Annotated in this window: 13 protein-coding genes; 7 read left to right on the top strand and 6 right to left on the bottom strand. The window is 67.2% G+C overall.

Annotated elements, in window-relative coordinates:
• Positions 1-13 precede the first annotated feature (13 nt).
• Positions 14-1,087 (bottom strand): ABC transporter ATP-binding protein, encoded by a 1,074-nt coding sequence (locus HCU76_RS10605; RefSeq protein WP_218509197.1) that lies wholly within the window; start codon positions 1,085-1,087, stop codon positions 14-16.
• Entirely contained in the window at positions 1,078-2,679 is a 1,602-nt protein-coding gene (glpD, locus tag HCU76_RS10600; protein ID WP_218509196.1) for a glycerol-3-phosphate dehydrogenase, read from the bottom strand. The genes HCU76_RS10605 and glpD overlap by 10 nt, the downstream gene beginning before the upstream one ends.
• Positions 2,680-2,788: 109 nt before the next feature.
• Between glpD and HCU76_RS10595 the strand changes: the two genes are divergently transcribed.
• Entirely contained in the window at positions 2,789-3,556 is a 768-nt protein-coding gene (locus tag HCU76_RS10595; protein ID WP_218509195.1) for a DeoR/GlpR family DNA-binding transcription regulator, read from the top strand.
• The gene (gene glpK / locus HCU76_RS10590) at positions 3,553-5,049 is read left to right on the top strand and encodes a glycerol kinase GlpK (RefSeq protein WP_218509194.1); all 1,497 of its coding nucleotides are present in this window, start codon (positions 3,553-3,555) and stop codon (positions 5,047-5,049) included. Before HCU76_RS10595 ends, glpK begins: the two co-directional genes overlap by 4 nt.
• Positions 5,050-5,370: 321 nt before the next feature.
• Here glpK and HCU76_RS10585 read toward each other — a convergent pair whose 3' ends face one another.
• From HCU76_RS10585 to HCU76_RS10575, 3 genes are all read right to left on the bottom strand, one after another.
• Complete coding sequence (locus HCU76_RS10585; protein WP_213953546.1) at positions 5,371-6,324, bottom strand: alpha-E domain-containing protein; 954 nt, start codon at positions 6,322-6,324, stop codon at positions 5,371-5,373.
• 21 nt (positions 6,325-6,345) lie between these two features.
• Positions 6,346-7,848 carry a circularly permuted type 2 ATP-grasp protein gene (locus tag HCU76_RS10580; RefSeq protein WP_213953545.1) on the bottom strand — a complete coding sequence of 501 codons (1,503 nt, stop codon included), beginning with the start codon at positions 7,846-7,848 and terminating at the stop codon, positions 6,346-6,348.
• A gap of 77 nt (positions 7,849-7,925) precedes the next feature.
• Positions 7,926-10,388 (bottom strand): DNA internalization-related competence protein ComEC/Rec2, encoded by a 2,463-nt coding sequence (locus tag HCU76_RS10575; RefSeq protein WP_256354117.1) that lies wholly within the window; start codon positions 10,386-10,388, stop codon positions 7,926-7,928.
• Positions 10,389-10,505: 117 nt separating this feature from the next.
• Between HCU76_RS10575 and HCU76_RS10570 the strand changes: the two genes are divergently transcribed.
• The gene (locus HCU76_RS10570) at positions 10,506-14,084 is read left to right on the top strand and encodes a transglutaminase family protein (RefSeq protein ID WP_218509193.1); all 3,579 of its coding nucleotides are present in this window, start codon (positions 10,506-10,508) and stop codon (positions 14,082-14,084) included.
• A gap of 72 nt (positions 14,085-14,156) precedes the next feature.
• On the top strand, positions 14,157-16,847 hold the full coding sequence (locus tag HCU76_RS10565) for a circularly permuted type 2 ATP-grasp protein (RefSeq protein WP_218509192.1): 2,691 nt from the start codon (positions 14,157-14,159) through the stop codon (positions 16,845-16,847).
• Here the strand turns inward: HCU76_RS10565 and HCU76_RS10560 are convergent, their stop codons facing one another.
• Positions 16,848-17,009, bottom strand: coding sequence for a hypothetical protein (locus tag HCU76_RS10560; protein ID WP_213953542.1), 162 nt, complete (start codon positions 17,007-17,009; stop codon positions 16,848-16,850).
• Between the two features lie 318 nt (positions 17,010-17,327).
• On the opposite strand from HCU76_RS10560, the gene HCU76_RS10555 reads away from it, so the two are divergent.
• From HCU76_RS10555 to HCU76_RS10545, 3 genes are all read left to right on the top strand, one after another.
• A complete protein-coding gene (locus HCU76_RS10555) occupies positions 17,328-18,332 on the top strand; it encodes a transglutaminase family protein (RefSeq protein WP_213953541.1) in 1,005 nt (334 codons plus the stop codon).
• A 77-nt stretch (positions 18,333-18,409) separates the two neighbouring features.
• Positions 18,410-18,868, top strand: coding sequence for a RidA family protein (locus HCU76_RS10550; RefSeq protein ID WP_213953540.1), 459 nt, complete (start codon positions 18,410-18,412; stop codon positions 18,866-18,868).
• 329 nt (positions 18,869-19,197) lie between these two features.
• Entirely contained in the window at positions 19,198-20,847 is a 1,650-nt protein-coding gene (locus tag HCU76_RS10545; RefSeq protein ID WP_218509191.1) for a CorA family divalent cation transporter, read from the top strand.
• The last annotated feature ends 44 nt before the right edge of the window (positions 20,848-20,891 follow it).

The following is a 20,891-nucleotide window of genomic DNA, read 5'->3' as shown; positions in this document are numbered from 1 at the left end:
GGCTGCGTCTACCTCACTGCGCCCTGCGCCATGCAGGCGCCACGGACAGCTTGCCGGACCCGTCGAACACGTAGGCCTGGTTCGCCGTGAAATAGAGCGTGATCGCTTCGTTGAGGTCGAGCTTGTGCACGCCGGTGAGTTGCGCGACAAGCTCGCCGACCACGGTATGCACGTGGACGAAGGTGTCCGAGCCCGAGATCTCCGCCAGCTCCACCTTGCCCGACAGCGAGATGTCGCCCTCGCCCGCGTTCACGTTCAATGCGCTGGCGCGCAAGCCCACAACGACGGTTCCCTCTGTGCCGGCGGGCAGCGTCAATGGCAGCAACGGCCCGCCTTCGAGTTGCACGCCGCCGGCGACGACGCGCCCTGCGAGCAGATTCATCGGCGGGTCGCTGAAGGCACGCGCCACGCGCAAGGACTGAGGCGCATGGAAGACTTCAGCGGTCGGTCCGTACTGGAGCAGTTCGCCGGCATCGAGGACCGCGGTGTAGCCGCCCAGCAGCAGTGCCTCGCCGGGTTCGGTGGTGGCATAGATCACGGTCGAGTCGCCGCTCGCGAAAAGCTGGGCGAGTTCTTCTCGCAGCCCCTCGCGCAGTTTGTAGTCGAGGTTGACCAGCGGTTCGTCGAGCAGCATCAGGGGCGCGTTCTTGGCGAGCGCGCGGGCCAGCGCCACGCGCTGCTGCTGCCCGCCCGACAGCTCCTGCGGGTAGCGGTCGAGGAACATGCCGATGTGCAGCTTGTCGGCCAGAGCCTTCACGCGCGTGAGGATGTCTTTCTCGCCGCGCAGCCTCAACGGCGACGCGATGTTGTCGGCCACCGTGAGCGACGGATAGTTGATGAACTGCTGGTAGACCATGGCCACGTTGCGCTGGCGCACCGGCATGCCGGTCACGTCCGCGCCGTTGACAGTCACCTTGCCTTGGGTCGGCGCGTCGAGGCCCGCCATCAGGCGCATCAGGCTGGTCTTGCCCGATTGCGTGGCGCCCAACAGGACCGTGACGGCGCCCGTGGTCGGCGCAATGCTCTGCTCATAGAGCCATGTCTGTGCGCCGACCTTCTTGGTGACACGCTCCAGCTTCAGTTGCATGCGTTGATCCCCTCGGTTTTTATTCTGTCGAACCAGGCCTCGACCGCGGCGCGCTCCGCGGGGCTGTAATGCAGGCCCAGCTTGGACCGGCGCCACAGCACGTCCTGGGCAGTTGTCGCCCATTCGCTGGATTGCAGGTACCGCAGCTCGCGCTCATGAAGCCCCGGCGCCACTTCGGCGCCCATGTCGGACATCGACATCGCATCGCCCAGCACGAGAGCGAGGCGTGCACCATAAGCGCGGGCGAGCCGCCGGGCAAGCGCTGCCGGCAGCCATGCACGCTTCTGCTGCACCGCCGCCACGAATCGCTCGAAATCCGTATCTGGCTTCTCGGCTTTGCCGATCCATGACGAGAGATCGCCACCCGCGAGGAATGCGCCGTCGGTCCACGCCGGGCGCGCATCGCCCAGCATGCGGCTGACCTCGTCGGCAGCGTCTTCGGCCAGCTTGCGGAAGGTCGTGATCTTGCCGCCCCATACCGACATCAGCGGCGCCGCTTCGCTGTTGGGTTCCAGCAGGTAGTCGCGCGTCACGGCTGACGGGTCGCCGGAGTCGTCGTCGAGCAGCGGGCGCACGCCGGAGTAGCTCCATGCCACATCGGCTGGCTCGATCGGCTTCTCGAAATAGCGGCTGGCCTGCGTGCACAGGTAGGCGATCTCGTCCTCGGTGATGTGCGCGCCGGCGGGATCGTCGCCTTCGATCTCGATGTCGGTGGTGCCGATCAGCGTGAAGTCGCGCTCGTAGGGAATCGCGAAGATGATCCGCTTGTCGGGGTTCTGGAAGATGTAGGCATGGTCATGCGTGAACACGCGCGGCACCACGATGTGGCTGCCCTTCACCAGGCGCAGGCTCTTGGTGGCCAGCGTTTCGCCGCGCGCCGAATGGGCCACGCTGCGCAAGAACGATTCGGCCCACGGGCCGGCCGCGTTGACCACGGCCCTCGCCCGCACGGTACGCGAGCCATCGGCGCCTTCGAGCGTCGCGACCCAGCCGTCGCTGCCGCGCTGCGCCGCCACGCAACGCGTTCGCGTGAACACCTGCGCGCCGCGCTCCCGCGCATCGAGCGCGTTGAGCACCACCAGGCGCGCGTCGTCCACCCAGCCATCGGAGTAGACGAAGCCGCGCTTGTAGCTCTTCTTCAACGGCGCACCGGCCGCGTGCTGGCGCAGCTTGACCGTGCGCGAGCCCGGCAGCACTTCACGTCTGGCAAGGTGGTCGTACATGAACAGCCCGATCCGGATCATCCAGGCCGGCCGCATCGACGGGTCATGCGGCATGACGAAGCGCAGCGGCCACATGATGTGCGGCGCGCTCTTGAGCAGCACCTCGCGCTCTTGCAATGCCTTGCGCACAAGAGAAAACTCGTAGTACTCGAGATATCGCAGGCCGCCATGGATCAGCTTGGTGGAGGACGATGATGTGTGCGAGGCCAGGTCGTCTTTCTCGCAAAGGACCACGCGCCAGCCCCGCCCCGCCAGATCCCGCGCAATGCCGCAACCGTTGATGCCTCCGCCCACGATCAGCACGTCGCAATCGATGTCGCGACCCGGCTCGGATGAAGGATTGACGCTCACGGCTGGGGTGCATTGCATTTGCGAATTTGTTCATTCTTATTCCTTAATGCTCGCTTTTCGTGGGAGTTTTCCCTTAGAGGCATTCGTTTCTTTTCGTTTTATAAAGTTTTCACCCCACGCCAGCCACATGTCGTCCAACACCAACCCCCGGCAAATCCACCTCCTCGACACGGTGCGCGAGCGCGGTTCGGTCACGGTCGACGAGTTGGCGGAGATGCTCGACGTCACGCTGCAGACGGTGCGCCGCGACGTGCAGCGACTGGCCGACGACGGCCTGCTGACGCGCTTCCACGGCGGCGTGCGCGTCCCGAGTTCGACCACCGAGAACATCGGCTACCAGCAGCGCGAGACGCTGCACGCTGAGGGCAAGGCACGCATCGCCCGCGCCGTCGCCGGCCAGGTGCCGAACAACTGCTCGCTGATCCTCAACATCGGCACCACGACCGAGGCCATCGCCAAGGCGCTGCTGCGCCACAGCGGCCTGCGCGTGATCACCAACAACCTCAACGTGGCGGCCATCCTCAGCGACAACCCGCAGTGCGAGGTGATCGTGGCCGGCGGCTCGGTACGGCCGCGCGACCGCGCCATCGTGGGCGAAGCCACGGTCGATTTCATTCGCCAGTTCAAGGTCGACATCGCGCTGATCGGCGTGTCGAGCATCGAGTCCGACGGGTCGCTGCGCGACTTCGACCTGCGCGAGGTGAAGGTCGCGCAGACCATCATTGCGCAGGCGCGCGAGGTCTGGCTTGCCACCGATGTCAGCAAGTTCAACCGACCGGCGATGATCCAGCTGGGGCACCTCTCGCAGATCGACCGCCTGTTCACCGACGCGCCACCGCCAACGCCCTACCCCGACCTGCTGGCGCGCGCGCAAGTCCGCCTGGAAATCGCATGACCGCCTACTTGTTGGCCCTTGACCAGGGCACCTCCAGCTCACGCAGCATCGTGTTCGACCGCATCGGCCGCATCGTCTCGATGGCCCAGCGCGAACTGACGCAGATCTACCCCCAGCCCGGCTGGGTGGAGCACGACCCCAAGGAAATCTGGGAAAGCCAGGTCGCCACCGCGCGCGAGGCACTGCTCAAGGGCGGCTTGACGGCGAGGGACATCCATGCCGCCGGCATCACCAACCAGCGCGAAACCACTCTGCTGTGGAACCGCAAGACCGGCGAGCCGGTGCACAACGCCATCGTCTGGCAGGACCGCCGCGCCGAGCCCATGTGCGCGCGCCTGCGCGAGGAAGGCCTGACGGAGACCATCCGCGACAAGACCGGCCTCGTCATCGACGCCTACTTCTCCGGCACGAAGTTGCGCTGGCTGCTGGACAACGTTCCGGATGCGCGCGCGGCGGCCGATCGCGGCGAACTGGCTTTCGGCACCGTCGACAGCTGGCTCATCTGGCAGCTCACCGGCGGCAAGGTGCATGTCACCGACGTGAGCAACGCCTCGCGCACGATGCTCTTCAACGTGCACACCAACACCTGGGACGCCGAACTGCTCAAGGCGCTCGACATCCCCGAATCGCTGATGCCCGAGGTGAAGCCCTCAAGCGCCCATTTCGCCGATGTGGAGGTCGCGTCGCTGGGCCGCCCCATCCCGATCGGAGGCGTCGCCGGCGACCAGCAGAGCGCACTCTTCGGCCAAGCCTGCTTCGAGGCCGGCATGGCCAAGAACACCTATGGCACTGGCTGCTTCATGCTGATGCACACCGGCGGGGAGTTCCAGCCTTCGCACAACGGCCTGCTCGTGACCAGCGCCGCGCAGACCGGCACGACACCGCAGTACGCGATGGAGGGCAGCGTGTTCGTGGGCGGCGCCGTCGTGCAGTGGCTGCGCGACGGCCTTAAGGCGATCGAAGGCAGCGCACAGGTGCAAGCCCTGGCCGAAAGCGTGCCCGATGCGGGCGGCGTGATGATGGTGCCGGCCTTCACCGGCCTTGGCGCGCCCTACTGGAATGCGGATGCGCGCGGCACGATTACAGGCCTCACGCGCGGCACGACGCTCGGCCATGTCGCGCGCGCCGCGCTGGAAAGCATCGCCTACCAGAGCGCCGCGCTGCTCCAGGCCATGAGCCGCGATGCGGTCGCGGCCGGCGGCATGCCGGTGGCCGAACTGCGCGTGGACGGCGGGGCCAGCGTCAACGATCTGCTGATGCAGTTCCAGGCGGACCTGCTGGGGATTCCGGTCGTGCGGCCGGAGATGACCGAGACGACGGCCCTGGGTGCCGCGTACCTTGCCGGCTTGTCGACCGGCATCTACAGCGACGTGTCGCAGCTCTCGAACCTGTGGAAGGTGGAGCGGCGCTTCCTGCCGACCTGGAGCCGCGCGCAAGCTGATGCGGCGATGGCGCGGTGGGAGCATGCCGTGCGGCAGACTGTGTTGCAGTGAACCGCATTGACCGGCTCTCATCGAAGACAGAATTCTGTACGACATCGACTCCGGAACTCGAAGCATGAAAACCACGCAAGGGCGCCCCGGTTGCCAGTTTTCCACGGACGTGGCGGGCTGGCATTGGGCGTGAAAGGATTGGACGACAAGGCACTCCTGGAAGCCGCGGACGATGACGCGTGACGTCAAGTTCTTGTCGCCGCATCGAGGCTTGAACCTCCTTCGCGCGGCAGCGAGCCAAGGCACAAAGTAAAAAGCGCCACTGATTCATATCAGTGGCGCTTTGCGGCAACCGGCTTGCAAGACCCGGCCGGTCGGCCCTCAGTGCGTCGGCACCAGGAAATCCTGGCTGATCCGCCACCCCAGCTCATTTACCCGATCCAGGAACTGCGTCAGGTACGCATGCAACCCCGTCGCCAGGATCTCGTCCACCCGCGCGTACTGCAAATCGGCCAGCAGCTTGCCCGCACGCCGCTGCGTCTCCGCACTCTGGTCGTTCGCCACCTTCGCCAAGTTGGCCACCACCTCCGCCAGGCTCGCATGCAATGAACGGGGCATGTCGGCGCGCAGGATCAGCAACTCGGCCACGCGCTCCGGCTTGATCACGTCACGGTACACCTTGCGGTACACCTCGAAGGCCGAGACGCTGCGCAGGATCGCGCTCCAGTGATAGAAGTCGTACTCCTGGTCGCTGGCGCCCTGGCCGAAGAACTCGCTGTTCATTGCATGGAACTTCACGTCGACCAGGCGCGCCGTGTTGTCGGCCCGCTCCAGGAAGGTGCCCAGACGCGAGAAGTAGAAGGCCTCGTCCTGCAGCATCGTGCCGAGCGTGACGCCGCGCGACAAGTGCGAGCGGAACTTCACCCATTCGAAGAACTGGCCCGGGTCGCGTTCGAAATCGCCCGCGCGCAGCATGCGGTTCACTTCCAGCCAGGTCGTGTTCTGCGTTTCCCAGGCTTCGGTGGTCAGCGCACCGCGCACGGCGCGCGCGTTCTCGCGGGCGGCGCGCAGGCAGGACAGGATCGACGACGGGTTGTCCTCGTCCTTGACCATGAACTCCATGACCTGTTGCGGAACGATCTGCTCGTGCGTCTTGCGATACGAAGGCAGCAGTTCGCTGATGGAGAGCAGGCCTTGCCAACCGTGCTGCGCGACTTCGGCCGACTGCGGCAGCAGCGAGGTCTGGTAGTTGACATCGAGCATGCGCGCGGTGTTCTCCGCGCGCTCGGTGTAGCGCGACATCCAGTAGAGGTGATCGGCGGTGCGAGACAGCATCTGTGAGCTTTCCGTTTGTCGTTATGCCGATTGCTTTTGCGATTGCGAAGGCGCCGCGGGCGCTGCGGCCGGGCGCCGGTCCGCTTCGAGCACCCAGGTGTCCTTGGTGCCGCCGCCCTGCGAGGAGTTGACCACCAGCGAGCCTTCCTTCAGCGCCACCCGGGTGAGGCCGCCCGGCACCATCTGCACTTCCTTGCCCGACAGCACGAAGGGCCGCAGGTCGATGTGGCGCGGCGCGATGCCGGCGTCCACGAAAGTGGGCGAACTCGACAGGCTCAGCGTGGGCTGCGCGATGTAGCCGTCGGGCTTGGCCAGCACGGCCTTCTTGAAGTCCTCTATCTCGGCCTGCGTCGCGGCCGGGCCGATCAGCATGCCGTAACCGCCAGCGCCGTGCACTTCCTTCACGACCAGGTCCTTCATGTTCGAGATGACGTACTCCAGTTCGTCCTTGTTGCGGCACATGTAGGTGGGCACGTTCTTGAGGATCGGCTTTTCGTTCAGGTAGAACTCGATCATCTTCGGCACGTAGGGATAGATCGACTTGTCGTCGGCCACGCCGGTGCCCACGGCATTGGAGATGGCGACGTTGCCGGCGCGGTAGGCGCGCATCAGGCCGGCGCAACCGAGCGTGGACGTGGGGCGGAACACCTCGGGGTCGAGGAAGTCGTCGTCGACGCGGCGGTAGATCACGTCGACCCGCCTCGGCCCCCGCGTGGTCCGCATGTAGACGAAGTCGTCCTTGACGAACAGGTCCTGTCCCTCGACCAGTTCCACGCCCATCTGCTGGGCCAGGAAGGCATGCTCGAAGTAGGCGCTGTTGTACATGCCGGGCGTGAGCACCACCACCGTGGGCTCGGGCGTGGCCGGCGGGGCGATGGCGCGCAGGGTTTCCAGCAGCAGGTCGGGGTAGTGCGCGACAGGCGCGACGCGGTTCTGGTTGAACAGCTCGGGGAAGAGCCGCATCATCATCTTGCGGTTCTCGAGCATGTAGCTCACGCCGCTGGGTACGCGCAGGTTGTCTTCGAGCACGTAGTACTCGCCGCTGCCGTTGGCGTCCGGGGCCCGCACGATGTCGATACCGGCGATGCTCGAGTAGACGTCGTGCGGCACATGCACGCCCATCATCTCGGGGCGGAATTGCGCGTTGTCCTTGATCTGCTCGGCCGGGATGATGCCGGCCTTGATGATTTCCTGGTCGTGGTAGACGTCGTGGATGAAGCGGTTGAGCGCATTGACGCGCTGCACCAGCCCCTTTTCCATCTCGGCCCATTCGTCGGCCGGGATGATGCGCGGCAGCAGGTCGAACGGGATCAGCCGCTCGGTGCCGGCGCCATCCTCGTCCTTGGCGCCATACACCGCGAAGGTGATGCCGACCCGGCGAAAAATCATCTCCGCCTCTTCGCGCCGCGAGCGCATCACCTCGCCCGGTTGCTTCGCCAGCCATTGGTCGTAGCGCTGGTAGTGGCTTCGGATCGCAGCGCCTGCGTAAGGCTGCGACTCGTACATCTCGTCAAATTTGTGCATAGAGCGACCAATCTCCTTCGCACATAGCTTAGCAAGTTCGAGGCCAATTGCCTGCCTTTGTCAACCCGATTGCGCGATCACCGCGGCACGTGCCGCCAATAGCGCCGGGCGACCGCGCGCTCGCACTCCCAGGCCGCGGGCGACGTGCTTTGCCAGGCGATCGCGCCGCAATGTGGCGAATCGACCACCGCGATGCCGCGCGCCTCGTAGCGCTTCGTCACCTCGTCGGCGGGATGGCCGAAGCGGTTGCGGTAGCCGGCCTGCACGAGTGCGATGCGCGGTTTCAGCGTATCGAGCAGCAACGCGCTCGACGAGGTCTTGCTGCCGTGGTGCGGCGCCAGCAGCACGTCGGCACGCAAGCCGGGATCGCGCTTCACCAGGGCGCTTTCCTGGTCGCGCTCGATGTCGCCGGCCAGCAGCGCGCTGGCGCGCCCGTTGTCGATGCGCAGCACGCACGAGATCGCGTTCGGCTTGGTGGCGCTTTCATAGTCGGCAGCCACCGGATGCAGGAACTCGAAGCGGACGCCGTCCCATTCCCAATGCTGGCCTGCCACGCACTTGTCCGAACGACGCAATTCCTGCAGGGGGTGCATTTCCTCGATCGAACTGCGCAGCGCCGCCTGCGGCTGCGTGGCCAGCACGGCCGGTGCACCGCCTGTGTGATCGGCATCGCGATGGCTCAGCACCACCGTGTCGAGGCGCACGTCCAGGGCCCGCAGCAAGGGCACCAGCACCCGCTGGCCGGCGTCGCTCTCCAGGCTGTAGCGGGGGCCGGTGTCGTACAGCAGGGCATGGTGCGCGGTGCGCACCAGCACGGCGTTGCCCTGGCCGATGTCCGCCGCCAACAGGTCGAACTCGCCAAGCCCGGGACGTCCCGGCTGCCAGAGCAAGGCCGACAACAGCAGCGGCAGTCCGAGCGCACGCATCGCCAGCGGCAGCTGCATGGCCAACAGCACCCCGCCCGCAACCCCGCAGAGCGCCAGCCATGCCGGCGGCGCCCCGGTGGAAACGGTGGCCAGCGGCCAAGCTGCCAGCCATTGCAGGAAGTCGCCCAGGCCCTGCACGGTCCAGGCGGCGACATCCCACAAATGCGGGATGGCCACGCCCAGCATCGCCAGCGGCGTCACCACCAGCGTCACCCATGGGATCGCGAGGGTGTTGGCCAGCAGCCCGACCAGCGAGACTTGCTGGAACAGCAGCAAGGTCAGCGGCGCCAGCGCGAGCGTGACCACCCATTGCTCGCGCAGCATGCGCAGCAGGCGCGCCACGAAGCTCGTCCTGCCGGCCGGCGACTCACCCGCATCGGTCGCGAACAGCACCCCCACCGCGACGAAGCTGAGCCAGAAGCCGGCCTGCGTCAAGGCCCAGGGGTCGAGCGCGACCACCACCGCGCAGGTGCAGAGCCACAGGTTCGGCGCCGGCCACCGCCGGCCGGTGAGGCGCAGCAGCGCCAGCGTCGCCAGCATGCTCACCGTGCGTTGCGACGGCACGCCCCAGCCGCTGAACAGCGCATACAGCGCGGCCAGCAGCACGCCGCCGACCAGCGCAACCTGCGGCGCGGGCCATAGCAGCATGCAGCGCGTGCTGCGCCGCCACAGCGCTCCCACCAGCGCCGCGGCCAGCCAGGCGAACATGGTGATGTGGAGTCCCGAGATGCTCATCAAGTGCGCCACGCCCGTCGCGCGGAAGATGTCCCAGTCGGCGCGATCGATCGCGCTCTGGTCTCCGGTGATGAGCGCGGCGATGACGCCGGCCGATCGCTTGTCGGCCACCCGCTCGAAGACCGCGTCGCGCACCCACTCGCGGGCGCGTTCTACCGGGTGTTGCCACGTCATGCCCAGGCGCATGGGCGGCGCGTCGTTGCTGCCGGCACGCACATAGCCGGCGGCGCGAACGCCCTGCTCCCACATCAGCAACTCGTAGTCGAAGCCGTGCGGGTTGAGGTTGCCGTGCGGTGCACGCAGTCGAACCGTCATGCGCCAGCGTTCGCCCGCGTGCAGTTCAGCCGGCATCGAGGGCGCCGGGGCCTGGTTCTCGTCTCGCACGGGCCGGCCCCACAGGCCCGTGTTCTCGGCGTACCAGCCGAGCGCAAGTTTCGTGGGCCATCCAGCAGGCCCGGTCGGAGGCGCCTCCCTGCCCACCCAGCGTGCCGATTCGACATCGAGCCGAAAACGCAAGGCGCCCTCGCCCCGCTGCGGCATCTGCGCGACGACCCCGACCACTTCCACGTCGCGCCCCTCGATGTCCGGATCCAGCGCCCCATCGGCATACAGCACGGCTCGCGTGCCGGCCAGGCCAAAGGCCAGGGCGGCCCCCAAGAGCAGCGCGAGCAGCCCGGTCGCACGGCCACCCCGATGGCGCAGGCGTTGCAAGACCCACAAGGCAAACAACGCTGCCAATGCCATCGCCGCATAAACCGCGAGCGCCCACAGTTCCCGCTGCTGCAGTTGCAGCGCGGCGCCCAGCACCGACCCGGCCATCGCGGCAAAGGCCCACGGGCGGCGCTGGCCGGTGTCTTGTTCCTCCCCGACGGCCTCCATCAACGTCTCTTCCGCCCCACGTTTCCCACTCCGTCCCTTCGCGCTTTGGCGCGTTAATTGCTTGCTTGTGGGCTAGTATGCGTGCGCCACTGGCGCCCCTTCACGACACTTCAAAACATGTCCATTCACGCCGCGCTCCACCACGTCACCCACTACAAATACGACCGCCCCGTGCAATTGGGGCCGCAGGTTGTGCGACTGCGGCCCGCGCCGCATTGCCGCAGCAACGTCATCTCGTATTCGCTGCAAGTCGAGCCAGCCGATCATTTCGTCAACTGGATGCAGGACCCGTTCGCCAACTACCAGGCACGGCTGGTCTTCCCGGAAAAGACGCGCGAGTTCAAGGTTACCGTCGACCTCGTCGTCGAGATGGCGGTCTACAACCCGTTCGACTTCTTTCTGGAGCCGCAAGCGGAAAACTTCCCGTTCAAGTACACGGAATCGCAGGCAGAAGAGCTCGCGCCTTACCTCGTCAAGGACGAACCCACGCCGCTGTTCAAGGCCTACCTCGCCAAGGTCGACCGCAAGGAACAGCGCACCATCGACTTCCTGGTCGGCATCAACCAGCAGGTCCAGAAGGACATCAACTACCTGATCCGCATGGAGCCCGGCGTGCAGACGCCGGAAGAAACGCTGACCAATGCCAGCGGCTCCTGCCGCGACTCCGGCTGGCTGCTGGTGCAACTGTTGCGCCATTGCGGCCTGGCCGCGCGCTTCGTCTCCGGCTACCTGATCCAGCTCACGCCGGACGTGAAGGCGCTCGACGGCCCCAGCGGCACCACCGTCGACTTCACCGATCTGCACGCCTGGTGCGAAGTATTCCTGCCGGGCGCCGGCTGGATCGGCCTCGACGCCACCTCCGGCCTGCTGGCCGGCGAAGGCCACATCCCTCTCGCCTGCACGCCCACACCATCGAGCGCCGCGCCCATCGAAGGCGTGGTCGACGATGCCGAGGTCGACTTCGGCCACGAGATGAAGGTCACGCGCATCTACGAATCGCCGCGCGTCACCCTGCCCTACACCGACGAGCAATGGGCCGATGTGCTCAAGCTCGGCGAGGCGGTCGACAAGCGCCTGGTCGACGGCGACGTGCGCCTGACCATGGGCGGCGAGCCCACCTACGTGGCCACCAGCGACCGCGACGCGCCCGAGTGGAACACCGACGCGCTCGGCCCCACGAAGCGCGGCTATGCCACCGAACTCGTGCACAAGCTGCGCGCCGAATACGGCGACGGCGGCTTCCTGCACTTCGGCCAGGGCAAGTGGTACCCGGGCGAGCAATTGCCGCGCTGGGCCCTGTCGATCTTCTGGCGCACCGACGGCCAGCGCCTGTGGCACGACCCCGAACTGTTCGCCGACGAGCGCGTGCCCACGCACTACACCAGCGAAGACGCACGCCGCTTCACCACCGTGCTGGCCCACAAGCTGGGCCTGACCGAGCGCTTCATCCAGCCCGGCTACGAAGACGTCTACTACTACCTCTGGCGCGAACGTCGCCTGCCGGTCAACGTCGACGTGTTCGAGTCCAAGCTCGAAGACGAGATGGAACGCGTGCGCCTGCGCCGCGTGTTCACGCAGAAGCTCGACGCGGTCATCGGCTACATGCTGCCGATCGAACCAGCCAGCGCGGAAAGCGATGCACCGCCGCTCGAAGGCCCCGGCTGGAAGACCGGCCCCTGGTTCCTGCGCGACGACCGCCTGTTCCTCATTCCGGGCGACTCGCCGATGGGCTACCGCCTGCCGCTCGATTCGCAACCGTGGGCGAGCAAGGGCGACTACCCCTACCTGGTCGACCGCGACCCGACCGCACCCCGCGCCGCATTGCCGACGGCGGCCCAGTACCAGGCACGCTATGCCGCCACCGCGACCGCACCCGCGAGCGGCGCAGGCCTCGGCACGGCATACGCATCCGCCAATGGGGCAGGCCGCGGCACGGCCTATGCACCGGCCACCACGCCCGGCAGTGGAACCGGCGACCTGGCGTCCGTTCCTTATGCCTTCGGCACGCCGCCCGCAGCGGGCACGGCACTGAAGATGCAGGGCTCCGGCAAGCCCTCGCCCTTCGATGCCAGCATCGCGGACGGAACCCGCCAGCCACGTCGAGGCGAGTCGGCCCACTGGGTCACGCGCACCGCACTGTGCGTGGAAGTTCGCGACCCGCGCCGCGCCAACGGCCCGGCTGCGGAAAAGGTCGGCGCTGCCTCCGGCGTGCTCTACATCTTCATGCCGCCGCTGGCCCGCCTGGAGGACTACCTCGACCTGGTCGCGGCCGTCGAGGCCACGGCCACGCAGCTTGGCGTGAAGATCGTCATGGAGGGCTATCCGCCGCCGCGCGATCCACGCCTGAAGGTGCTGGCCGTCACGCCCGACCCCGGCGTGATCGAGGTCAACATCCACCCGGCCAACAACTGGAAGGAACTGGTCGACCACACCGAGTTCCTCTACAACGCGGCCTTCGAGACGCGCCTTTCGGCCGAGAAGTTCATGACCGACGGGCGCCACACCGGCACCGGCGGCGGCAACCACTTCGTGATGGGCGGCGCCACGCCGGCGGACAGCCCCTTCCTGCGCCGGCCCGAACTGCTCGCCAGCCTGCTGCTGTACTGGCACAACCATCCGTCGCTGTCGTACCTGTTCTCGGGCATGTTCATCGGCCCGACGAGCCAGGCGCCGCGCGTGGACGAGGCCCGCAACGACCAGGTCTACGAACTGGAGATCGCGCTCAAGGAAATCGCGAAGAACCGCGAGATCTACGGACAGAACATGCCGGCCTGGCTGGTCGACCGCACACTGCGCAACATCCTGATCGACGTGTCGGGCAACACGCACCGCAGCGAGTTCTGCATCGACAAGCTCTACTCGCCGGATTCGAGTACCGGCCGCCTCGGACTGCTGGAGCTGCGTGCCTTCGAAATGCCACCCCACGCGCGCATGAGCATCGCGCAGCAGTTGCTGATCCGCGCGCTGGTAGCCCGCTTCTGGGACGCGCCCTGCAAGGCGCCGATGACGCGCTGGGGCACCGAGCTGCATGACCGCTTCCTGCTGCCGACCTTCGTCAAGATGGACTTCGACGATGTCATCGCCGAGATGAAGCAGGCCGGCTTCGCCTTCGATGTCGACTGGTTCGCGCCGCACTTCGAGTTCCGCTTCCCGCTCGTGGGCCAGGTGCAGGCGATGGGTGTGGAGCTTTCGCTGCGCAACGCGCTGGAACCATGGCATGTGATGGGCGAGGAAGGCTCGGCCGGCGGCACCGTGCGCTACGTCGACTCGTCGCTGGAGCGCATCGAGGTGCGCGTCACCGGTCTCAACGAAAGCCGACACGTGATCACCGTCAATGGCAAGGTGCTGCCGCTGCAGCCGACCGGCACCGTGGGCGAGTTCGTGGCCGGCGTGCGCTACAAGGCCTGGAACCCGCCGTCTGCGCTGCACCCGAGCATCCCCGCGCACGCGCCGCTGACCTTCGACATCGTCGATACCTGGATGAAGCGTTCGCTGGGCGGTTGCCAGTATTTCGTCGCGCACCCGGGTGGCCGCAACTACGATACCTTCCCGGTCAACGCCTACGAAGCCGAGAGCCGCCGTCATTCGCGCTTTGCACGTATGGGCCACACGCCCGGCCTGCTGAGCACGCCGCCGGCGACCATCGAGCTGGCGGGCAGCCGCGAGTTCCCGTTCACGCTCGACCTGCGACGTTAGGCACATGTTTCCACCGGGGCCGCTGCCCAATGCCCATGACGGCAATGTGACAATCGGCCCACTGTGGAACCCATGAACGACTCCCTCTTCGGCAACGCCTCGCTGGAGGCGCCCGCCGCCTTGGCCTCGGCGCTCGCACCGCCCGCGCACGCCGGCCATTTCGACGAACTGAGGGGTGCGGCAACGCCGCTGAACGCACCGCGCAACAGCCTGCCTTCGCAACCGGTCGCACCCTTGCACGACGCCGCGCAGGCGCCGCCCGTGCCGCAGCCCGAAGCGTCGCCCTCGCCGACGCGCCCACCGTTGACGTCCGGCTGGTCGCAGTTCTTCGACGAGCTCGGCTCGGGCGGCTTCGGCGACCTGCCGCGCCGCGCCGTCAGCCTGGCGCGCCAGATCCGCGACAACGGCGTCACCTACAACGTCTATGCCGACGGCGACGGCCCGCAACGCCCGTGGTCGCTGGACCTGTTCCCCTTGATCATCTCGCCCGAGAGCTGGGCCCAGATAGAGGCCGGCGTGCAGCAGCGCGTGCGGGTGCTCGACCGCGTGCTGGCCGATGTCTATGGCCCGCAGCAGCTGCTGGCCGAGGGCCTGCTGCCGGCCGCGCTGGTGCGTGGCCATCCCGGCTACCTGCGGGCGATGCACGGCGTCAAGCCGCCGGGCGACACCTGGCTGCACATCGCCGGCTTCGACCTGGCGCGCGGCCCGGACGGCAACTGGTGGGTCGTCTCGCAACGCACGCAGGCGCCTTCGGGCCTCGGCTACCTGCTGGAGAACCGCCTGGCCATCTCGCGCCAGTTCCCGCAGGCCTTCGAGGCGCTCCACGTGCAGCGCCTGGCCGCCACCTACAGCGCACTGATGGAAGGCCTGCAGAAGATCTGCCCGGCCGGCGCCCCGCCCCACATCGCGCTGCTGACGCCCGGCCCCTACAACGAAACCTATTTCGAGCATGCCTACCTGGCGCGCTACCTCGGCATCACGCTGGTCGAGGGCAATGACCTCACCGTGCGCGACCAGCGCCTCTACCTCAAGACCTTGCAGGGCCTGCGCCCGGTGCACGGCCTGATCAAACGGCTGGACGACCAGTACCTCGATCCGCTCGAACTCAAGCCCGATTCCACGCTCGGCGTACCCGGCCTGCTGCAGGCCATTCGCGCCGGCAACGTGCTGGTGGCCAACATGCCGGGCTCCGCCTTCCTCGAATCGCCCGCGTTGCTCGGCTTTCTCCCCGCGCTGGCGCGCCACCTGATCGGCGAACGGCTGCAGTTGCCTGCGTTGCCGACCTGGTGGTGCGGCGAGCGTGCCGCCCTGGAAGCAGTGCTGCCGCAGCTCGGCGACTGCGCCATCAAGCCGACCTACACCGGCTCGGCTTCGCACGACACCTTCGAGCCGGTGCTCGGCAGCCGCTTGAGCCGTCGCGAACTCGACGAATGGGCGGGCCGGATCGTGCGCGGCGGCGATGCGCACACCGTGCAAAGCTACCTGCCGCTGTCGCAGATGCCCACCTGGGCGCAGGACTTCGGTCCCGGCCACATCGCACCGCGCGCGGTCCTGCTGCGCGTGTTCGCGGTGAGCGATGGCGCGCAGTCCTGGCGCGTGCTGCCGGGCGGGCTGGCGCGGCTGGCCGGCGCGGACGCGCAGATCGCGTCGATGCAGCGCGGCGGCAGCAGCGCCGACGTCTGGGTGCAGACCAACGGCCACGTCGACCGCACCTCGCTGCTGCATCCGCAGTCCACGCCCGCCTCCCTGGCCCGCCATCGCGCGCCGGTGACCAGCCGTGCCGCGGAGAACATGTTCTGGCTCGGCCGCTACACCGAGCGCGCCGAAAACGCCGTGCGCCTGGCGCGGCTCACGCTCGACTTGCTCGGTGGCGAAGACCAGTCTTCGCGCCAGTTGCTCGGCTGGCTGCATCGCCTCGCCTTGCGCAATGCCCTGGTGCCGCGCGAAGTGCCCGGCGGGACGAAATCACGGCGCGTGTTCGAGCGCGTGTTGATTGCCGAACTGGGCGACGTTGAACGCGGCGGTAGCGTCGGCTTCAGCCTGCGCTGCGTGCGCGAGGCGGCGGCAGCCGTGCGCGAGCGCCTGTCGCAGGACCATTGGACCCAGATCGTGCGGGCCGAAGCGGAGTTCCTGCGCCGCACCGCCGAGCAGGCCGGCGAAGCGGGCGAAAGCAGCTATGCGATCGGCGCCGCGCTGCGTTCGCTCGAAGGCGCCAGCGCCGCGCTGGCCGCGATGACCGGCGCGCAGACCGACCGCATGACGCGCGACGATGCATGGCGGCTGCTGTCGATCGGGCGGCACATCGAACGGCTGGCCTTCCTTTCAAGCGCGCTGGCCGCCGGCTTCCAGAACGGCGCGGTGCATGAGGTCGCGGGATTCGAAGCGATGGTTGCGCTGTTCGACAGCACGATCACCTTCCACGCGCGCTACCAGCAACGCCGCGATGTCGCGACCATGGTGGACCTGCTGGTGCTCGACGGGGACAACCCACGCTCGCTCGCCTGGGTGACGCAGACGCTGCGCGGGCGCATCGCACGGCTCGCGGGCAGCGCGCCAGGCAAGCTGACCGCCCTCTCCTACGAGCTGCCCGACCCGTCCACGTGGACGCTCGAAAAGCTCTGCGAGCCAGGCCCCGACACGCAATACCCGGCGCTGGTGCACCTCTTCGAAAGCTGCGAATCAGCCGCCTACCACGTGTCCGACGCGATCGGCACGCGCTACTTCACGCTGACTTCGGAATCGTTGCGCTCCGTGGGGGCCTGATTACTTCCCGCTCGCCCGGAAGGCGAGGCCGAACAGTGCGCAGAGGATGACGCCGCCAAACCAGATGAACTGCGCCGTGAACGGCAAGGCGCTGACATCGACGAACCACGCGGGTGCGCTCATCCCGGCGGCGATCAGGAGGAACAACTTGCTTTTCGGCATGGTTCTTCCCCCGTCGCTCTGCCCTTGAGCCAGCCCGCCAGCTCATCGTCGAGCAGGTGGGGATGATCGATTGCGACGATCCTTGCGATCGCAGCCCGGTCGATCCCGCCCGGCAGCCTCGGTTGATTCATATGTTGTTCTCTCCCTGTCCTTATGTCTTGGGCGTGACGCTTGCCCGGTTCCATTGCCCGGGCGATTGTCTCAGGCTGTCTCGGCCTCCGGCGAGCGACTCGGGCAATTTGATGCGTGCGAAGTCCAGCTTTCAGGCGGTCCTCATCCAACCGGCAACTTCGCCCGTCATGAGCGCAAAATCCGGCCATGCTGCTCCACGTCACCCACGAAACCCGCTACGACTACACGCCCCCGGTGGAAACCGCGCAGCACCTGGCGCACCTGAAGCCGCTTGTCACCGCATCGCAACGCCTGGTGAGCCACCAATTGACGATCACGCCGGAGCCCGCCCAGCGCAGCGCGTCGCCCGACATCTACGGCAACGCTCGCGCGTTCTTCGCGCTGGACACGACGCATCAGAAGCTGGTGGTCACGGCCGAAAGCGTGGTGGAAACCTCGAACCCGGTGCTCGGTCCCGCCGCAGCGCGCACACTGCCCTGGGAGCAGGTGCGCGAGCGTTTTCAATACCGCAAGGGCGCGCCCTACGACGCGGCCTCGGACTTCGCCTATCCCTCGCCCTACGTGCCGCGCCACGATGACTTCGCGTCCTACGCGCGGCCCAGTTTCGCTCCGGGCCGGGCGACCTTCGATGTCGCGATGGACCTGTGCCTGCGCATCTACAGCGAGTTCGACTACGACCCCGAAAGCACCGAAGTCAACACGCCCGCGGTCGAGGCGCTGGCCCAGCGGGGCGGCGTCTGCCAGGACTTCGCCCACATCATGATCGGATGCTTCCGCACCATGGGACTGCCCGCGCGCTATGTCAGCGGCTACCTGCTGACCCAACCGCCGCCCGGCAAGCCCCGCCTGGTGGGCGCCGATGCCTCGCATGCATGGGTGTCCGTCTACCTGCCGGGCATCGACGGGGCCGGCGACTGGGCCGACTTCGATCCGACCAATGGCCGGCAGCCGGGCGAGGACTACGTGACGCTGGCCATCGGCCGTGACTATTCCGACGTGTCGCCGATGCGCGGCGTGCTGCATGGCGGCTCGCGCCACACGCTCAAGGTGGGCGTGACGGTGATGCCGATCGACGAACTCGGCGACGAAGCACGCATGCTGGCGGAGGAAGCGGTGCGCAATGCGGGACTGTCTCAGTCGCAGTCGCAGTCACAGTCACGATCGCAGTCGCAATCACAATCGCAGTCCTGAAGCCGGGGCCGCCTCTGCGTCGAAGTGCGCGGCGGCCCGTACTCTTTTTCAATCATCGATCTTCCGGAGATGACCTCATGAGCGTTTACGACAAGCTGTCCCAACTCGGCATCACCCTGCCCCCGGTCTCGGTGCCGGCCGCGGCCTATGTGCCCTTTGTTCGCACCGGCAACCTGGTGTTCCTTTCCGGGCACCTGGCCAAGAAGGACGGCAAGGTCTGGGTCGGCCAACTCGGCGTGAACATCGAGACGGCCGAAGGCAAGCAGGCCGCCCGCGCCGTCGCCATCGACCTGCTCGGCACGCTGCATGCGGCAGTGGGCGACCTGAACAAGGTCACGCGAATCGTCAAGCTCATGAGCCTCGTCAATTCGACCGGCAGCTTCACCGAACAGCACCTGGTGACCAACGGTGCCAGCGAGTTGATCGCGGAAGTCTTCGGCAGCGAGAAAGGCGCGCATGCGCGCAGCGCGTTCGGCGTGGCGCAGGTGCCGATGGGCGCCTGCGTGGAAATCGAGATGATTGCAGAGGTCGGTTGAGAAGGCGCGGCGCGGCCGATCGCATCGGTCGGCTGCGCGGGCGTGGTCAGGCAGGGCCGATCAAGGGCGCCCGGTCGGTCTCGTCGAAGCCATGCTGGCGTGCCAGCGGTCGACGAGCACCGCGGGCGTGCCGCGCAACGCGGACGCATCGGGCGCCACCGGGGCCCTGCGTGCTGAGGATGAAGCCGTTCACCTCGTAGCCAGCCAGCGCATCGATGGCCTCGCGCTGACGGCCCGTGGCAATGAGAGGGGGCTTGATTTCATGAAGTCGGTTTCACAGTTGGCCAAGGGAATACCCTTGACACAACCACCCTTCATAAACTGAGGCCATGTCACACATCACCTCGCCGCCCCACGTGCAGCAGTTCCGCCAGATCCTGCTCTGGCCACTGCGCCTCATGCCCACCCCTGACACGCCCGGCGGACACCCCAGCCCCTGGCAAGTGCTGCGCCAGCTCGGCGCCGATTCGCCCTGGAGGGAAGAGGTGGACGAGTACACCGGCGACAGCAGCCGCTTCCACGAACGCCACTACAACGAGTTCGTGAGCTTCCTGCCGTATGTGCAGCGCTTCCTCTACGGCGAGGGCCGGGCGCGCGAAGGCGGCGGCAAGGATGGCGACTCGCCGATGCGCGTGTTCCGCCGCCACGACATCGCAGCCGTGCGCCTTGTCACCCGACCCGGCGAGGCGCCGATCACGTTGCAGGTGATCCACGCGGACCTGTACTTCTTCTTCGACGTCGACGTGGTGATGCTCAACATCGAGGTGGGCGCGGACAACCTCAGCCTGGCGCAGGCGCAGGAGGTGCTGTATCGCTTCGGCCGCGCCTACCCGGCCGGCTGGGACGCCGACGGCTCGCCTTCGCATTGTCTGCACAGCGTCGAATGGCTGGCGCCCGACGGAACAGTGTTGTCGCGCTCCGACGCGCAGAACCGAGAGGCCTTCCTGCAGCACGTGGCCGAGCACCGTGCGCCGCGCTTCTCGGCGCACTGGGCCTTCGTGATGCAACCGCTGGTCAGCGACCATTCCACCGAGCCCGGCGCGTTGCGCTACCGCCAGATCGAGTACTACCGCATGCCGACGATGGCGTACGTCTCGCTCGACGATCCGACCCGGCTCACGCGCAGCGACTACGTGCGGCTCGGCTTGGTCACCGGCGTTGGCGAGAGCGAAGCCACCCTGCCCTACGCCGAGGCGCACCTCGAGGACTTCGAGCGGAAGTACTGCTACGACCGCTTCTGGGTCGATGCGGGGAGTGCACCCAACACGCGCTACATGTGCAGCGGCTATTCGCTGGTGGTGGTCGGCGATGCGCGCTCCGAGTTCTTCTGCTGCCGCGACCGCGGCGTGCTGGCGCAGTTCAGGCACCAGCACTTCCTGGTGTTCCTGATCTCGCATTTCCAGAAGGCGTCGTTGCTGCTTTTCTCCGACCAGCTGGTGGAGGCATTGAGCAAGCTCGACGTGCACCATGCGTCGAGCGTGAAGAAGTTCAAGCGCGCCATCCGCCACAACTTCGAGCGCTTCCTGCGCTTCACGCACCGCTACTGGTTCCACGAGATTTCCGAGCAGGCGCAGGTGCGCGCGCTCTCGCACATGTGCCACACGCACCTCGGGCTCGACCCGCTCTACGAGGAGGTCAGGGAGCGCATCGCCGAGATGAACACCTACCTCGACGCCGACAGCCTGCGACGCCAGGCCAATACCGTGGTGCGGCTGACCGTGGTCACGCTGTTCGGCCTGATCGGCACCATCACCACCGGGTTCCTCGGCATGAACCTGCTGGCCGAGGCGGACTCGCCGCTGATGACCAAGCTGATCTGGTTCTTCGTGGTGTTCGGCTTCACGACCTGGCTGACGGTGTATACGATGGTGAAGTCGCAGCGGCTGTCGGACTTCATCGATGCGCTGTCGAATGACCGGCTGACTTTCCGCGGGAAGATGAAGGCGCTGGTGCAGGTTTGGCGGCCGGGCGCGGATTGAAATGAACGGATGGCGGCGGCGTTGGTTTAGCCCGTGCTGCCTCG

The organism is Variovorax sp. dw_308, from assembly GCF_019207085.1.
Taxonomy (GTDB): Bacteria; Pseudomonadota; Gammaproteobacteria; order Burkholderiales; family Burkholderiaceae_C; genus Variovorax.
This window is presented reverse-complemented; position numbering and strand designations above follow the sequence as displayed.

Coding starts and splice junctions, on each gene's coding strand:
- HCU76_RS10605 (WP_218509197.1), bottom strand. CDS start 1,087: ATGCAACTGAAGCTGGAGCGTGTCACCAAGAAGGTCGGCGCACAGACA.
- glpD (WP_218509196.1), bottom strand. CDS start 2,679: ATGCAATGCACCCCAGCCGTGAGCGTCAATCCTTCATCCGAGCCGGGT.
- HCU76_RS10595 (WP_218509195.1), top strand. CDS start 2,789: ATGTCGTCCAACACCAACCCCCGGCAAATCCACCTCCTCGACACGGTG.
- glpK (WP_218509194.1), top strand. CDS start 3,553: ATGACCGCCTACTTGTTGGCCCTTGACCAGGGCACCTCCAGCTCACGC.
- HCU76_RS10585 (WP_213953546.1), bottom strand. CDS start 6,324: ATGCTGTCTCGCACCGCCGATCACCTCTACTGGATGTCGCGCTACACC.
- HCU76_RS10580 (WP_213953545.1), bottom strand. CDS start 7,848: ATGCACAAATTTGACGAGATGTACGAGTCGCAGCCTTACGCAGGCGCT.
- HCU76_RS10575 (WP_256354117.1), bottom strand. CDS start 10,388: ATGGAGGCCGTCGGGGAGGAACAAGACACCGGCCAGCGCCGCCCGTGG.
- HCU76_RS10570 (WP_218509193.1), top strand. CDS start 10,506: ATGTCCATTCACGCCGCGCTCCACCACGTCACCCACTACAAATACGAC.
- HCU76_RS10565 (WP_218509192.1), top strand. CDS start 14,157: ATGAACGACTCCCTCTTCGGCAACGCCTCGCTGGAGGCGCCCGCCGCC.
- HCU76_RS10560 (WP_213953542.1), bottom strand. CDS start 17,009: ATGCCGAAAAGCAAGTTGTTCCTCCTGATCGCCGCCGGGATGAGCGCA.
- HCU76_RS10555 (WP_213953541.1), top strand. CDS start 17,328: ATGCTGCTCCACGTCACCCACGAAACCCGCTACGACTACACGCCCCCG.
- HCU76_RS10550 (WP_213953540.1), top strand. CDS start 18,410: ATGAGCGTTTACGACAAGCTGTCCCAACTCGGCATCACCCTGCCCCCG.
- HCU76_RS10545 (WP_218509191.1), top strand. CDS start 19,198: ATGTCACACATCACCTCGCCGCCCCACGTGCAGCAGTTCCGCCAGATC.